12 protein-coding genes are annotated in these 14,671 nt (G+C 73.2%); 3 read left to right on the top strand and 9 right to left on the bottom strand.

The window, feature by feature from the left end:
- The first annotated feature begins 7 nt into the window (after positions 1-7).
- Positions 8-1,609 carry an MFS transporter gene (locus ACN27A_RS06965; protein WP_421450501.1) on the top strand — a complete coding sequence of 534 codons (1,602 nt, stop codon included), beginning with the start codon at positions 8-10 and terminating at the stop codon, positions 1,607-1,609.
- Between the two features lie 207 nt (positions 1,610-1,816).
- Here ACN27A_RS06965 and ACN27A_RS06960 read toward each other — a convergent pair whose 3' ends face one another.
- From ACN27A_RS06960 to ACN27A_RS06920, 9 genes are all read right to left on the bottom strand, one after another.
- On the bottom strand, positions 1,817-2,803 hold the full coding sequence (locus tag ACN27A_RS06960) for an NAD-dependent epimerase/dehydratase family protein (RefSeq protein ID WP_393171171.1): 987 nt from the start codon (positions 2,801-2,803) through the stop codon (positions 1,817-1,819).
- Positions 2,800-4,146 (bottom strand): nucleotide sugar dehydrogenase, encoded by a 1,347-nt coding sequence (locus ACN27A_RS06955; protein ID WP_421450499.1) that lies wholly within the window; start codon positions 4,144-4,146, stop codon positions 2,800-2,802. The genes ACN27A_RS06960 and ACN27A_RS06955 overlap by 4 nt, the downstream gene beginning before the upstream one ends.
- Positions 4,147-4,196: 50 nt before the next feature.
- Positions 4,197-5,501: a lipopolysaccharide biosynthesis protein RfbH gene (gene rfbH / locus ACN27A_RS06950; protein WP_421450498.1), complete on the bottom strand. Its 1,305-nt coding sequence runs from the start codon at positions 5,499-5,501 to the stop codon at positions 4,197-4,199.
- 58 nt (positions 5,502-5,559) lie between these two features.
- On the bottom strand, positions 5,560-6,621 hold the full coding sequence (locus ACN27A_RS06945; protein ID WP_421450496.1) for a glucose-1-phosphate thymidylyltransferase: 1,062 nt from the start codon (positions 6,619-6,621) through the stop codon (positions 5,560-5,562).
- A 58-nt stretch (positions 6,622-6,679) separates the two neighbouring features.
- Positions 6,680-7,831, bottom strand: a complete 1,152-nt coding sequence (locus ACN27A_RS06940; RefSeq protein ID WP_421450494.1) for a DegT/DnrJ/EryC1/StrS family aminotransferase — start codon at positions 7,829-7,831, stop codon at positions 6,680-6,682.
- A gap of 176 nt (positions 7,832-8,007) precedes the next feature.
- Positions 8,008-9,351, bottom strand: coding sequence for a nucleotide disphospho-sugar-binding domain-containing protein (locus ACN27A_RS06935; RefSeq protein WP_421450492.1), 1,344 nt, complete (start codon positions 9,349-9,351; stop codon positions 8,008-8,010).
- Positions 9,352-9,407: 56 nt separating this feature from the next.
- Positions 9,408-10,208 (bottom strand): SAM-dependent methyltransferase, encoded by an 801-nt coding sequence (locus tag ACN27A_RS06930; RefSeq protein WP_421450490.1) that lies wholly within the window; start codon positions 10,206-10,208, stop codon positions 9,408-9,410.
- Positions 10,209-10,281: 73 nt separating this feature from the next.
- Positions 10,282-10,767, bottom strand: a complete 486-nt coding sequence (locus ACN27A_RS06925; protein WP_421450488.1) for an SgcJ/EcaC family oxidoreductase — start codon at positions 10,765-10,767, stop codon at positions 10,282-10,284.
- 37 nt (positions 10,768-10,804) lie between these two features.
- Positions 10,805-11,272, bottom strand: a complete 468-nt coding sequence (locus ACN27A_RS06920) for an SgcJ/EcaC family oxidoreductase (RefSeq protein WP_311413376.1) — start codon at positions 11,270-11,272, stop codon at positions 10,805-10,807.
- 440 nt (positions 11,273-11,712) lie between these two features.
- On the opposite strand from ACN27A_RS06920, the gene ACN27A_RS06915 reads away from it, so the two are divergent.
- Both ACN27A_RS06915 and ACN27A_RS06910 read left to right on the top strand, forming a co-directional pair.
- Positions 11,713-12,894 carry an acyl-CoA dehydrogenase family protein gene (locus ACN27A_RS06915; protein ID WP_132238214.1) on the top strand — a complete coding sequence of 394 codons (1,182 nt, stop codon included), beginning with the start codon at positions 11,713-11,715 and terminating at the stop codon, positions 12,892-12,894.
- 106 nt (positions 12,895-13,000) lie between these two features.
- Positions 13,001-14,593 (top strand): GMC family oxidoreductase, encoded by a 1,593-nt coding sequence (locus ACN27A_RS06910; RefSeq protein ID WP_421450485.1) that lies wholly within the window; start codon positions 13,001-13,003, stop codon positions 14,591-14,593.
- Positions 14,594-14,671 lie beyond the last annotated feature (78 nt).

Here is a 14,671-nt window from a genome sequence, read left to right as displayed (position 1 = left end):
GACCACGATGGATGTGAACGCGAGCGAGGCGGAACCGAGAGCGGGCCGGCGCGAGTGGATCGGCCTGGCCGTGCTCACGCTGCCCACCCTGCTGCTGTCGCTGGATCTCAACGTGCTCTACCTGGCGCTACCGCAGCTCAGCGCCGACCTGGCGCCGGACGCCGCCCAGCTGCTCTGGATCATGGACATCTACGGCTTCATGATCGCCGGATTCCTGGTGACCATGGGGACCCTCGGTGACCGGATCGGCCGCCGCCGGCTGCTCATGATCGGCGCGGCGGCCTTCGGCGTGGCGTCGGTGATCGCCGCCTACTCGAGCAGCGCCGAGATGTTGATCGCCACCCGGGCGCTGCTGGGCGTGGCCGGGGCGACCCTGATGCCCTCCACGCTGTCGCTGATCAGCAACATGTTCCGCAACCCGCAGCAGCGCACCATGGCCATCGGCCTCTGGATGAGCTGCTTCATGATCGGCGCGATCATCGGACCGCTGGTCGGCGGCGTGCTGCTCGAGTCGTTCTGGTGGGGCGGGGTCTTCCTGCTGGGCGTACCGGTGATGGTCGTCCTGCTGGTGGCCGCGCCGCTGCTGCTGCCCGAGTACCGCAACCCGGAGGCCGGGCGGCTCGACCTGTTCAGCGTGGTGCTGTCGCTGGCCACCATCCTGCCCTTCGTCTACGGCCTCAAGGAGCTGGCGAAGGACGGCTTCGGCGTCCGGCCGGTCCTGGCGATGGTCGCCGGTGTGGTGATCGGCGTGATCTTCGTGGCGCGGCAGCGCCGCCTCACCAGCCCGCTGCTCGAGGTGCGGCTGTTCGCCAACCGGACCTTCAGCGCGGCCCTGGGCATCATGCTGCTCGGTGGGTCGACCATCGGTGGCATCGCGCTGCTCTTCGCCCAGTACGCCCAGCTGGTCGAGGGTCTCTCCCCGCTGCGGGCCGGGCTCTGGATGCTGCCGTACGCGGTGTCCATGCTGGTCGGTTCGATGCTCGCGCCGATGATCGCGCAGAAGTTCGCACCGGGCTACGTGGTCGCCGGCGGCATGGCGATCGCCGCGGTCGGCTTCGCGCTGCTGAGCCAGGTGGGCACCGCCGGTGGGCTCGGCCTCGCGGTGACCGGTCTGGTGATCGTCTATCTCGGCTTCGGTCCCGGTGCCGTGCTGGGCACGGACCTGATCATCGGGGCGGCGCCGCCCGAACGGGCCGGCTCGGCGTCGTCGATGTCGGAGACGAGCACCGAGCTGGGGGTGGCGCTCGGCGTCGCCGTCCTGGGCAGCGTCGGCACCGCCGTCTACCGCAGCGAGATCGCCCCGGCCCTCCCCGCCGACCTGCCCGCGCAGGTCAGGGAGGCGGCCGGCGATTCGCTGGCCGGCGCGAGCGCGGTGACCGGGCAGCTCTCGGAGCAGACCGGCAGCGCCCTGCTGGAGGCCGCCAGGGCGGCGTTCACCAGCGGGTTCAACATGGCCGGGTTGGTCAGCGCGGTGATCGCGGTGATCCTGGCCGTGGCCTCGGCGCTGCTGCTGCGCCGAGTGCGCCCGGCGGCCGAGGAACCGGTCGTCGATGCCCCGGCGGTCCCGGCCGGTGGCACCGACGAGACGCCCGCGTCGGCCCGGCGCTGACGGGTCGGTCGCGGCGCGACCGTGCGGCCGGGGTGGAGCGCTCCACCCCGGCCGCACGCCGTTCGCGTACGTCCGGGCGGCACCCGGAGCTGTCGCGGGTCGCCCGGCGGGACCCGCGTCCCCCGTCGGCGGCGCCGGCGGACCGGGTGCACGCACGACGGCGCCGCCCGACCCCGGTGGGTCGGGCGGCGCCTCGGTGTCGGTACGTCAGTTCGCGCCGGTGTCGGGCAGGGCCAACCACCACGGGTTCTCCCGGGCCCAGTGCACCGTCCGCTCCAGGCCGGTACGCAACGGCACCTCGCACTTCCAGCCCAGCACCGTGCGCGCCTTCGTGGTGTCCGGGATCCGCCGGGCCAGGTCCTCGTAGGCGCTGCCCAGCGCCCGGCTGGTGTCCACGTCGGTCACCGCGGCGGTGCCGGTGAGCGTGCCGATCAGCTCCGCCACCTCGCCGATGGTGTTTTCCACCATGCTGCCGATGTTGAACGACTCACCGAGCGCCGCCGGGCTGGTGGCGGCGGCGAGCGTACCGGCGACGGCGTCGTCGACGAAGGTGAAGCAGCGGGTCTGCCGCCCCTGGTCGTAGACCACCACCGGGCGCCCGTTCAACGCCCGGTGCACCGAGCGGCTGACCAGGTACGCCGGGCGCTGCCGGGGGCCGTAGACGTTGAAGTAGCGGACGATGGTGGCCGCCAGCCCGTGCTGCCGGGCGAAGGCGTACGTCAGGTGCTCGGTGAGGGCCTTGCTCGACGAGTACGTCCAGCGGTCGGCGGACGTCGCGCCGAGCACCCGGTCGTCCTCCTCCGCCCACGGCACCGCCGGGTTCTTGCCGAAGACCTCGCTGGTGCTGGCCAGCACGACGCGGGCGCCGGCCCGGCAGGCCAGGTCCAGCACGTTGCGGGTACCGGTGAAGTTGATGTCGACGACGTCCAGCGGGCGGGACAGGTACTGGTCGACGCCCACCACGGCGGCCAGGTGGTAGACGACGTCGACGCCGGAGGTGATGGCCTCGGCCAACCCCTCCGGGTCGCGCACGTCGCCCTCCACCAGCCGGGCGTGCGCCGCGGCCGGCGAACGTCCCACCGGCGGCGCCGGGCCGTCGAAGACGGTGACGTCGTCACCGCGCTCCAGCAGCCGGTCCACCAGGTGACCGCCGATGAAGCCGTGCCCGCCGGTCACCACCACCCGCGCGCTCACCGGCCGATCCCCCGGTAGTGGTACCCGGCGGCCCGCAGCCCGGCGATCCTGTCCTTCGGGAAGTACGCGCGCCCGTCGAGCACCAGGCACGGCCGGGCCACCGGCAGCGCGGCGTAGTCGATCTGGGTGAACCGCCGGTGGTGGGCCAGGACGGCCAGGCAGTCCGCGCCCCGCACCGCCTCGTCGAGGTCGGCGACCGGCCGCAGGCCGAAGAGCTTCTCCGCCTCGTCCGGGTCGACCAGCGGATCGTGCAGGCGGACCTCGCAGCCGGCCTCGCGCAGGGCCGCGACGGCCGGCAGCGTCGGGGTGGCCCGCAGGTCGCCGGTGTCGTTCTTGAACGCCAGCCCCAGCACGGTCACCGTCGCCGTCTCCGCCGGCCTGCCGAGAGCGGCCAGCTCGTCCAGGACCAGGCGCGCCGTGTAGCCCGGCATCCCCGCGTTCACCTGCCGGCCGGCCGGCGCGGTGAGGATCTCCAGTCCCCGCTCCCGCGCCGAGTGCCAGACCATCCAGGGGTCCTTGGTCAGGCAGGAGCCGCCCACCCCGACGCTGGGCAGCAGGATGTTGATGTTGCTCTTGCCCTTCGGGATGCTGTTGGCGGCGGCGATCACGTCCAGCACGTCGACGTCGAACAGCGCGCTGAACTTGGCCAGCTCGTTGGCGAGCGCGATGTTGAGGTCGATCCACCAGTTGTCGGCGAGCTTGACGATCTCCGCCGCCTCCAGCGAGTCCACCGGGATCACGTCCACCCCCAGCGCCCGCTGCCAGAAGTCGCCGGCCGCCCGGGTGCTGTCGGCGTCCAGGCCGCCGGCGACGATGGGGAAGGTCCGCAGCTCCCGTAGCGCGGTGCCCTCGGCGAGCCGCTCCGGGGTGAAGGCGATCCCGAAGTCCTTCCCGCCGCTGAGCCCGCCGCGCTCCAGCAGCGGCAGGACGAAGTCCCGGGTGGTGCCCGGCGGCACCGTGCTCTTGATCACGACCAGTTGACCGGGTCGCAGGTGGCGGGCCAGCTCGACGCAGGCGCCGCGGAGCTGCTCGTCGGCGAGCGAGCCGTCGCGGCGCACCGGCGTGCCGACGGTGACGAGGACGACGTCGGTCTCCGCCAGCGCCGCGTAGTCGGTGGTCACCCGCAACCGGCCGCCCTCGATGCCGGCGCGGACCAGCTCCGGCAGGCCTGGCTCCTCGAACCGGCAGTGCCCGGCGCGCAGCTCGTCGACCAGGTGCGGGTCGACGTCCACGCCCACCACGTCCAGGCCCCGTTCGGCCAGGACCGCGGCGATGCAGGACCCGACGTAGCCGAGCCCGACGACCGCCACCCGAGGATCTCGTCGGTCGGACAGAACGCCCATCTGTGCTCCAATCAGGGAAGCTGACGGGTCCCAGGCCGGGATCCCGCCGGTCAGCCGTAGGTCTTGACGAACTCCCGGATGGACGAGACGACGTAGTCGATCATCTCGTCGGTGAGCCCGGGGAAGACCCCGACGTGGAAGGTCTGGCTGGTCACGATGTCGCTGTTGGTCAGCTCGCCGACCACCCGGTACTCCTGGTCGGCGTACGCGGGGTGGCGGGTCAGGTTGCCCGCGAACAGCCGCCGCGTGCCGATCTTGCGGTCCTCCAGGAAGCCCACCAGCTCGGGCACGTCGAACGGCGCCCCCGGCTCCACGGTGATCACGAAGCCGTACCAGCTCGGGTCGCTGCGCGGCGTGGCGTGCGGCAGCAGCAGGTGCGGCACCCCGTCCAGGCCCTCGCGCAGCTGCCGCCAGTTGTGCCGCCGGGCGGCGCAGAACTCGTCGACCCGGGCCAGCTGGGCCAGCCCCAGGGCGGCCTGCAGGTCGGTGGTCTTCAGGTTGTACCCGACGTGCGAGTAGATGTACTTGTGGTCGTAGCCCTCCGGGAGGGTGCCCAGCTGGTGCTCGAACCGCTTCATGCAGGTGTTGCTCTTGCCCGGGTCGCACCAGCAGTCCCGGCCCCAGTCGCGCAGCGACTCCACGATCCGGGCCAGGGCCAGGTTGTTGGTGACCACGCAGCCCCCCTCGCCCATCGTCATGTGGTGGGCCGGGTAGAAGCTCGCCGAGGCCAGGTCGCCGAAGCTGCCGGTGGGCCGGCCGTCGTAGAAGGAACCGACCGCGTCGCAGTTGTCCTCGATGAGGAACAGGTCGTGCTCCTTGGCGAGCTGCGCCATCTCGGCCACCGCGAACGGGTTGCCCACCGCGTGGGCCAGGATGATGGCCCGGGTCTTCGGGCCGATCGCGGCGGCCACCCGCTCGACGGTGGCGTTGTAGGTGCCCAGCTCGATGTCGACGAAGACCGGCACCAGCCCGTTCTGCAGGATCGGGTTGACCGTGGTGGGGAACCCGGCCGCCACCGTGATCACCTCGTCACCCCGGCGCAGCCGCCGGTCGCCGAGCTGGGCGGAGGTGAGCGCCGAGACCGCCAGCAGGTTGGCCGAGGAGCCGGAGTTGCACAGGTGCGCCTTGCGCACCCGCAGCTTGCGGGCGAAGGCCGACTCGAACCGGCGGGCGTTCTGCCCGGACGCGATGCGCAGGTCCAGCGCGGCCTCGACCAGCGCCACCCGCTCCTCGGCGCCCAGCACCGCGCCCGAGGGCCAGATCTCGGTCTCGCCCGGGACGAACGGCCGCTCCTGTTGGACCTCCTGGTGGTACTTGCGGACGCTGTCCAGCAGCAGTGCCTTGGGGTCGCTCATCCCATCTTCCTCTCGGATCGTGCCCGGCAGTGGGCGTATGTCGGCGGCCGTACGGGCGTCATGCGGCGAACTCGATCCGGCTGTGGTCGCCGATGACCAGCCGGGTCCCGGCCGCCGGGCTGAGGCTGACCGTGGCGGAGCGGCCGATCAGGCAGCCGCGCAGCCCACGGACAGCGGTGATCGAGGCGTCCGCCAGCACGATCGAGTCGGCCACCTCGGCGTCGACGAGCCGGCAGCCGGGCCCGATCGCGGTGTGCGGGCCGATCCGGCAGCCCTCGACCACGGCGCCCGCGCCGATGACCACCGGCCCCTCGACGCGGCTGGCGACGATGCGGGCGCCCGGCTCCACGACCACGGCGCCGGTCAGCTCGCTGGCCGGATCGACGCTGCCGGCGACCGCACGCGGCTGGCCGTCGAGCAGGTGCCGGTTGCAGGCCAGCAGGTCCGCCACCTGGCCGGTGTCGCGCCAGTACCCGTCGTACTCGCTGGCGCGCACCTCGGCGCCGCTGGTGACCAGCCACTGCACCGCGTCGGTGATCTCCAGCTCGCCGCGCGCGCTGGGCGTGATGGCGTCGACGCCGGCGTGGATGGCCGGGGTGAAGAAGTAGACGCCGACCAGGGCGAGGTCCCCGCGCGGCTGCCGGGGCTTCTCCACCAGGCGGCGTACCGTGCCGTCGGAGTCGAGCTCGACGATGCCGAAGGCCCGCGGATCGTCCACCTTGTGCACGAGCACCTGGGCCGCCGGTCGGTGGCGGCGGAACTGGTCGGCGTACCGGGCCACGCCGTCGGGCAGCATGACGTCGCCGAGGTACATGACGAAGTCGTCGTCGCCGAGGAACGGCCGGGCCAGCCGGACGCAGTCGGCCAGCCCGCGGGGCCGGTCCTGACGCAGGTAGGTCAGCCGCACCCCGAGGCGGGAGCCGTCGGAGAGGACCTCGCGGATCTGGTCGGCCCAGGCGCCCACGATCACGCCGATCTCGGTCACGCCGGCGTCGCGGACGTTCTCCAGCACGTGCTCCAGGACCGGCTTGTTGGCCACCGGTACGAGCTGCTTGGGCATCGAGTGGCTCAGCGGGCGCAGCCGGGTGCCGGCGCCCCCGGAGAGCACCAGGGCCTTCACGGCGTCCTCCGCATGCCGGGACGGCGCCGGGAGCTGACCGGCCGGGACGTGTGGTCGGTCACCGGTCGGCCCCCCGCCGCTGCTCGACGGACTTGCGCAGGGTGTCGGCGACCGTCCGGACGTCGGCGTCGTCGAGTCCCTGGTGCAGGGGGAGCAGAAGGGTGGTCCCGGCCGCCTCGTCGGCGCCGGGCAGGTGCCGGCCGCTGCCGTACGCCGGCACCTTGTGCAGCGGCGCGTAGCGGAACGTCGTGTAGATCCCGGCGTCGAGCAGGTCGGCGGCCACCTGGTCGCGGATCTCCGGGTCCAGCTGCACCCAGTAGAAGTAGTGCGAGCTGCGCTGCCCGGCGGGCAACGGCGGGGGGAGCCGGACGCCCTCGACGTCGGCGAGCAGGCGGTCGTACTCCGCGGCTATCTCGCGCCGGCGCGCGACGAAGCCGGGCAGGCGGCGGAGCTGGACCAGGCCGATCGCCGCGGTGAGGTCGTTGCCGACCACCCGGCGGCCGAACTCGCGCACGTCCAGCTCCCACCAGCGGTGCGGCACCCCCTTGCCGGCGGCGGAGAAGCCGCTGGCGTGCTCCAGGCCGTGGTACGCCAGGCGGTGGGCCCGCCGGGCCAGTTCCGCGTCGCGTACGTGCAGCATCCCGCCGTCGCCGGTGACCAGGATCTTCATCGCGTCGAAGCTCCACATGGCGATGTCGCCGAAGCTGCCGCAGGGGCGCCCGTCGACGGTCGACGCGACGGCGCACGCCGCGTCCTCCACCAGGGCGACGCCGCGCCGGCGGCACAGCTCGGCGATCTCGGCGACCTCGCCGGGAACGCCGCCGTAGTGCAGCAGGATGACCGCCTTCGTGGTGGGGGTCAGGGCCCGTTCCACGTCGGCGACGGAGGGGTTGAGCGTGCGCGGGTCGACGTCGCAGAAGACCGGCCGGGCGCCGGCCGAGGCGATGGCGTTGGCGGCGCCGACGAAGCTGATCGAGGGCAGCACCACCTCGTCACCGGGCCCGAGCGCCAGCAGCTCCACGGCGAGGAAGAGCCCGGCCGTGGCCGAGTTGATGAAGATGGTCCGCTCGGGCACCAGCCCGGCGTGCGCCGCGAACTCCTGCTCGAACTCCCTGGTACGCGGCCCGTGCCCCAGCCAGCTGCTGTCGAAGACGGCGCGCACGGCGTCGAGCTCCTCGGCGCCGAGGGTCGGCTGGAAGACGTTGATCATCGCTTCTCCTGTCGTCGAGGACGCCCGTGCACCGGCGGCGACGCGGGGGCGGCGGCGGGCAGCCGGCAGCGGGGCGGCGCGGGGCGCCACCCGGTGGGCCGCGGGCGGTGCGGGAGCGGACGGTGCCGGCGGGCGCGCGCGGGGGCCCGCCCGCCGGCGGTGACGGCGGTGCCGGGTCAGGCCCGGTACCGCCGGGTGAGCTTCTCCAGCACCGGGACGGTCTCGGTCGGGCTGGGCGTGGCGAGCAGGTCGTCGTAGAGGGAGTCGGCCCCCTGCCGGAACGCCGGCTCGTCCAGCACGCGGACGAGCTGCTTGCGCATCGCGTCCACGGAGAGGTTCTTGATGTCCAGGACCAGTCCCGCGCCGCGCCCGGCGACGCAGCGGGCGGTCACCGACGACTCGATGTGCTTCGTGGCCATCGACCACTCCAGGCCGTCTGCCTCGATCGTGATCATGCCGTTGTCGTCGTCGGAATCGGTGATCAGCTGCGGCACCCGCAGCGCCACCGCGCTGGCGAAGGTGCCCATGCCGCCGTGGTGCACCATCGCCGAACAGGACGGCAGCAGCTGGGTCAGGGGCAGGTAGTCCACCGCGCGGACGTTCTTCGGCAGGGTCGGCATGCCGGCCAGCTGGTCGGCGTTGAGCGTCGCCACCACCTCGACGTCCAGGTCGGAGACCATCTCCAGCAGGCCGGGCACGTGGTCCCAGCCGCCCTTGAAGTACATCCGCTGGGACAGCCCGAGGGAGAGCGCGACGCGGGGCCGCTCCGGCCGGTGGTGCAGCCACCGGGGGAGCACCGTCTGCCCCGAGTAGGGCACCCAGCGCGTCGGCACGGTCCGGACGCTGGTGGGCAGGCGTACGCCCGGGGGAGTGGGGTCGACGGTCCACTGGCCCAGCAGCAGCTCGTCGTCGATCTCCAGCCCGTACCGCGCGGCGGCCGGCCGCATGGTCTCGACCAGCGGGTTCTCCTCCGGGCCCGGGCCCGGTCGGGCGGCGGCCTCGGCGAAGCGGTCCATGGTCGAGGCGAAGTAGTCCAGCCCCCAGAGCAGCCGCGCCTGCGCCGCACCGGCGACGCGCGCCGCCACCGCGCCGGCCGGGAAGCACGGGTCCCAGAGCACCAGGTCGGGCTGCCATTCGCGGGCGAAGGCGACCAGGTCGTCGAGGACCGGGTGCGGGTCGCGGGCGGTGGATCCGACCGGGTGGAAGTCCCACATGGACGGCAGCATGAACTGGTAGAAGACGTCCCAGACCTCCTTGTCCGCCGGGGTCAGCTCCAGCGCCTCGGTGATCCGGTCGAGCCGCTGCTTGACGCTGCGCGGCTGCGGCCGACCGGGACCCATCGGCATGATCTCCGGGTCGCCGACCGCGACCGGGGTCAGCCCGACCGCCAGCGTGCTCTCCGCCAGGACGGGATGGGACGCGACGCGGACCTCGTGGCCGGCGCTCTGCAACGCCCACGCGAGCGGAACCAGCGGGTACAGGTGGGCCGGGTTGGGCCACAGGGCGAACACGACGCGCATGTCTCTCCTCGGTTGTGCGGTCCTGGTGGGTGCGGTGCGGCGGTCGGCGGAACGGGTCAGAGCTTGCGGGCCACCCCGGCGTACATCCGGTCGGTGGAGGTGGCGTCGGGGTCGTCCTGCCGCCAGCGGCCGGTCGGCACGAGCCCGGGCGCGACGAGCTCGAAGCCCGCGAAGAGGTCGGCGATCTGCGCGGCGGTCCGGTAGACCATCGGCGCGGTGGCGTTGCGGTAGCTGTCCTCCATCATCCGGCGCTCCTCGTCCGGCCCGCCCTCCACGCAGAGGTGGGACAGGGCCAGGTACGAGCCGGGCGCCATCCGGTCGCGGAAGGCCCGGATGATGCCCTTCGGGTCCTCGCTGTCCCGGATGAAGTGGAAGACCGCGATGAACAGCACCCCGACGGGCTGGGAGAAGTCGATGAGGGACTTGGTGTCCGGGTGGTCGAGGATCGAGCCGGGGTCGCGCAGGTCGGCGGTGAAGATCCCGGTGTTGGCCCGCTCGTCCTCGGTGAGCAGGCGCTTGCCGTGCTCGGCGACCGCCGGGTCGTTGTCCACGTAGATCACCCGGGGCTGGGCGACGGCCCGCCGCGCCACGTGGTGGGTGTTCTCCTGGCTCGGCAGGCCCGCCCCGACGTCGATGAACTGCCGGATCCCGCACTCCTCGGCGAGGTGCCGGACGGCGCGGCCCAGGAACCGGCGGTTCTCCCACACCACGTCGCGGGTGAGCGTCTGTCCGACCCGCCCGATCACGGCCTCCGCCGCGGCCCGGTCCACCGGGTAGTTGTTCGTGCCGTGGAGGAAGTAGTCGTACATCCGCGCCGGCGACGGCCGCTCCACGGACTGGGCAGGTTCTGTCGACATCGGTCTCTCTCCTCGTACGTCGTTGGTGGGGAGTGCGGGTGGGGGCCGGCCCCGTCGGGGCCGGCCCCCGGGGTCAGCCGGTGACGGGGCTGCTCTGGTGCGAGAGCAGCAGCGGGCGGCCGTCGTCCTGGCGGACGATGATCCAGGTGGCCCGGATGTGCCGCTCGGGGGCGACCTCGCTCTCGCCGGCGAGGATGATGCCGCCGCCGGTGACCACCATGGCGACGTCGGGGTGCAGGAAGTTCACCGACACCGGGTAGCCCTTGACGTAGGCGCCCCGGTACGGGCCCGCGAACCCCTTGGTCATGAAGGACCGGATCTCGTCGCGGCTGGTCAGCTGCTCGTCGCCCATGAGCAGGCTGCCGTTCTCCGCGAAGAGGTCGGCGAAGAAGTCCGGGTCGTTGGCCTTCCACGCGGCCTGGATCAGCTGCGGTACGGCCAGGACGGCCTTCTCGTCGTCGCTGACGAATTCCCGGTAGTAGGAGTGGTCCTCCGCGACGCGGGCGGCCTCGAGGATCTCCGTCGCGTCGCCCCACCGCGACGCTGCCTTGGTGGTCATGGGTGCTCCTTGCCGATCGTCACGGGGGGATGGACGGTCACCAGCGCAGCGTCGCGCCGGCGCCGCGCGGGCTGTTCTGGTAGCCGGCGAGCTTCCACTCGCCGTCGCGCTTGACGACGACCCACGTGGAGCGGACGGCGAGCTCCGGGGCGATCTCGGTCTCGCCCGGGGCGAGGATGCCGCCGTGGGTGCGCAGCAGGGCGACCTCGTCGTTGACGAACCGCACGTCGACGGGGTTGCCGGTGACGCCGGTGCCCTTGAACGGGCCGGCGTACGCGGCGGCCATGAACGAGTAGATCTCGTCGCGGCCCTTCTTGTAGACGTCGCCGGGGAGGATGAGGATGCCGTCCTCGGTGAAGCTGTCGGCGACGCCGGCGGCGTCGTTGCGGCTCCAGGCGGCGACCAGCCGCAGCGGAACGCCGAGGGCCTCCTTCTCCTTCTCACTGGTGAAGGGGCCGTAGTAGGCGTCGAGGTCGGGTCGGTTGGCCTGGGTGGTCGTGGTCATGGGGGTGCTCCTTCGTCGGTTCGGGCGGCGGGATGCGCCGACGCCGGGTACCGGTCGTGATCGCTACCCCGAATCGTTGCCGGGGCCCGTCACCGACTGCATCTCTCTGATTGCGCTGCCGGGCAGGCCGGGGCGGGCCGTCGCGCCGGCCGGGGTACGCCGCCGCGCCGGGCGGTCGGGCGGGAGCGGGAGCGGGCGGCGGCGAATCCCGCGACACCGCACTTGCGGAGATGCGTCGACCTCCGGCGGAAGCAGACGATGCCAGGGCCACCCCAGGCGGGGCGCGCCCCGAGCGACCGCGCCGCCCGCCGCCGGTGACGGCTGGCCGGACCGGACGCGACCGGGGCGGATGCCCCCGCCGGCCCGGTCCCGCGCCGTGCGCCCGGCGGTCACGCGGCGGTGGTGTAACCGCCGAACCGACGATTATCGAGGAGGTCAGGGTGGACGTCACCCAGACGGTGCCCGGCACGGAACTGGTGCGTCGCGCGACGGAGCTGGTGCCCCTGTTGCAGAAGCACGCGAGCTGGTCCGAGGAGAACCGCCGCATGCACGACGAGGTGGTCGAGGCGATGGCCGACGCCGGCCTGTTCCGGATGCGGATCCCCAAGCGGTACGGGGGGTACGAGTCGGACACCCGGACGCTGACCGACGTGACGGCCCAGCTGGCCCGGGGTGACGGCTCCGTCGCCTGGACCGCCTCGGTGTGGTGCATCCCGGGCTGGATGGTCGGGATGTTCCCCGACGAGGTGCAGGACGAGGTCTTCGGCACACCCGACGTGCGGGTCTGCGGCACGCTGAGCCCGACCGGCAACGCGCAGCCCCGGCCGGGGGGTGTGCTGCTCAACGGCCAGTGGGGCTTCATCAGCGGTGCCCTGCACAGCCAGTGGCAGGAGATCATCGCGATGGGGGCGGCGCCGGACGGCACCCCGATGCCCCTCATGATGCTGGTGCCCATGTCGGACCTGGAGGTCGTCGACGACTGGCACACCGCGGGGATGCGGGGCTCGGGCAGCGTCACCACCGTCGCCCGGGACGTATTCGTGCCGCAGGAGCGGGTGCTGCCGCTGCCGGCCGTGCTCCAGGGCCAGTACGCCTCGAAGCTCAACGCCGAGTCGCCGATGTACCGGGCGCCCCTGCTCGGCGTCGCCGCCGCGTCCTCGGTCGGCACCGTGATCGGGCTGGCCCGGGCCGCCCGGGAGGTGTTCTTCGAGCGGCTGCCCGGCCGGAAGATCACCTACACCGACTACGGCAGCCAGGCCGAGGCGCCGGTGACCCACCTCCAGGTGGCCGAGGCGACGCTGAAGGCCGACCAGGCCGAGTTCCACGGCTACCGGGTCGCGGACCTGACCGACAGCAAGGGCCGCTCGGGCGAGCCGTGGACGCTCGAGGAGCGGGTCCGCTCCCGCGCCGACGTGGGCGCGGTCTGCCAGCTCGGCCGCGAGGCGGTGGAGGTGCTGGCCCTGGCCAGCGGCGGTTCCTCGGTCTACAGCTCGGTGCCGATCCAGCGGATCGCCCGGGACGTGCACACGGTCAACCTGCACGCCCTGATGACCCCGCAGACCAACTTCGAGCTCTACGGCCGGGTGCTCTGCGGCCTGGAGCCGAACAGCTTCTACATCTGACACCGGCCCGGGCGGCGGCACCCGGCGACCGCCGGGTGCCGCCCCGGATCCGTACCAGCTGCGCTGATGTCACGCCTGCGGGCGGGCACGCGACGAGGAGGGGTGGATGTACGACTATGTAATCGTCGGGGCGGGATCGGCGGGCTGCGTGCTGGCCGCGCGACTGAGCGAGGATCCCGACGTCCGGGTCTGCCTCGTCGAGGCCGGCCCGGCGGACACGGCGCAGAACGTGCACGTTCCGGTGGCGTTCGGCCAGCTGTTCCGCACCCAGCTCGACTGGGACTACGACACGCACGACGAGCCGCACCTGGACCGCCGCCGGATCTACCTGCCCCGCGGCCGGGTGCTGGGCGGCACCAGCTCGATCAACACGATGATCTACGTCCGGGGCCACCGGTCGGACTTCGACGGGTGGAACCAGCCCGGCTGGAGCTTCGACGAGCTGCTGCCGTACTTCCGGCGCTCGGAGGACAACGAGCGGGGCGAGTCGGCCTACCACGGCGTCGGCGGCCCGCTGCGGGTCTCCGACGGGCGGGCCCGCAACCCGATGGCCGCCGCGTTCGTCGAGGCGGGACGGCAGGCCGGCTACGGCGCCAACGACGACTTCAACGGCGCCGAGCAGGACGGCTTCGGGCTGTTCCAGCTCACCCAGCGCGACGGCCGGCGGGCCAGCACCGCCACCGCCTTCCTGCACCCCGTGGCCGACCGGCCCAACCTGACCGTCGAGGTGAACCTCCAGGTGCACCGGGTGCTCATCGAGAACGGCCGGGCGGTGGGCGTCGTGGGCCAGCGGCTCGGCGAGGACATCGAGATCCGGGCCGAGCGGGAGGTGGTGCTCTCCGGCGGGGCGTACAACAGCCCGCAGCTGCTCATGCTCTCCGGCATCGGGCCGGCGCCGCTGCTCGGCGCGCTCGGGGTGCCGGTCGTGCTGGACCAGCCGCAGGTCGGGCAGAACCTCCAGGACCACCTCCTGGTGCCGCTGATCTATGCCCACTCGCACCCGATCAGCCTGCTCGCCGCCGGCACGCCGGAGAACCTGGAGCTGTTCATGTCCGAGGGGCGCGGGCCGATGACCGCGAACGGCCCCGAGGCCGGCGGGTTCGTCCGGACCAGCGACGCCCTGGCCGCGCCCGACGTGGAGTTCCTGGCCGCGCCGGTGATGTTCGCCGACAACGGCCTCGGGACGCCCACCGACCACGCGCTGTCCTACGGGCCGTCCATGTTGGCGCCCCGCAGCCGGGGTTCGGTGCAGCTCGCCCTGGCCGACCCCACGGCCAAGCCGAAGATCGTGCACAACTACCTCGCCGAGGAGTCCGACCTGGACGACGCGGTGGCGGCCCTGCGGATCGGGCTGGACATCGCCCGGCAGCCGGCCCTCACGCCGTACGTGGAGCGGCCGTACCGGCCGCCGGCGTCGGAGTCCGACGCCGACCTGCGCGACTACGTCCGCCAGTACGCGCACTCCATCTACCACCCGGCCGGCACCTGCGCGATGGGCGCCGTGGTCGACGCGGAGCTGCGCGTCCTCGGCGTCGACGGGCTGCGGGTCGCGGACGCGTCCGTGATGCCCCGCCTGGTCAGCGGCAACCCGAACGCCGCGACCATCGCCATCGGCGAGAAGGCCGCGGACCTGATCAAGGGGGTGGCCGCGGCCACCGAGCCCGCGCTGGCCGCCGGCGCGGCGGGCCCGGCGCGGTAGCGCGTCGGGCGGGGCCGCGGCCGGCGACGCGACCGGCCGTGGCCCGAGGCGGCGACCACCAGCGGTACGCGCCGACGC

Source organism: Micromonospora sp. WMMD737, from assembly GCF_049179055.1.
Lineage (GTDB): Bacteria > Actinomycetota > Actinomycetes > Mycobacteriales > Micromonosporaceae > Micromonospora > Micromonospora reichwaldensis.
This window is presented reverse-complemented; position numbering and strand designations above follow the sequence as displayed.

What these genes read in the sequence shown, in the direction of transcription:
- ACN27A_RS06965 (WP_421450501.1), top strand. Translation starts at nt 8, where the DNA reads ATGGATGTGAACGCGAGCGAGGCGGAACCGAGAGCGGGCCGGCGCGAG.
- ACN27A_RS06910 (WP_421450485.1), top strand. Translation starts at nt 13,001, where the DNA reads ATGTACGACTATGTAATCGTCGGGGCGGGATCGGCGGGCTGCGTGCTG.
- ACN27A_RS06940 (WP_421450494.1), bottom strand. Translation starts at nt 7,831, where the DNA reads ATGATCAACGTCTTCCAGCCGACCCTCGGCGCCGAGGAGCTCGACGCC.
- ACN27A_RS06935 (WP_421450492.1), bottom strand. Translation starts at nt 9,351, where the DNA reads ATGCGCGTCGTGTTCGCCCTGTGGCCCAACCCGGCCCACCTGTACCCG.
- ACN27A_RS06925 (WP_421450488.1), bottom strand. Translation starts at nt 10,767, where the DNA reads ATGACCACCAAGGCAGCGTCGCGGTGGGGCGACGCGACGGAGATCCTC.
- ACN27A_RS06920 (WP_311413376.1), bottom strand. Translation starts at nt 11,272, where the DNA reads ATGACCACGACCACCCAGGCCAACCGACCCGACCTCGACGCCTACTAC.
- ACN27A_RS06930 (WP_421450490.1), bottom strand. Translation starts at nt 10,208, where the DNA reads ATGTCGACAGAACCTGCCCAGTCCGTGGAGCGGCCGTCGCCGGCGCGG.
- rfbH (WP_421450498.1), bottom strand. Translation starts at nt 5,501, where the DNA reads ATGAGCGACCCCAAGGCACTGCTGCTGGACAGCGTCCGCAAGTACCAC.
- ACN27A_RS06955 (WP_421450499.1), bottom strand. Translation starts at nt 4,146, where the DNA reads ATGGGCGTTCTGTCCGACCGACGAGATCCTCGGGTGGCGGTCGTCGGG.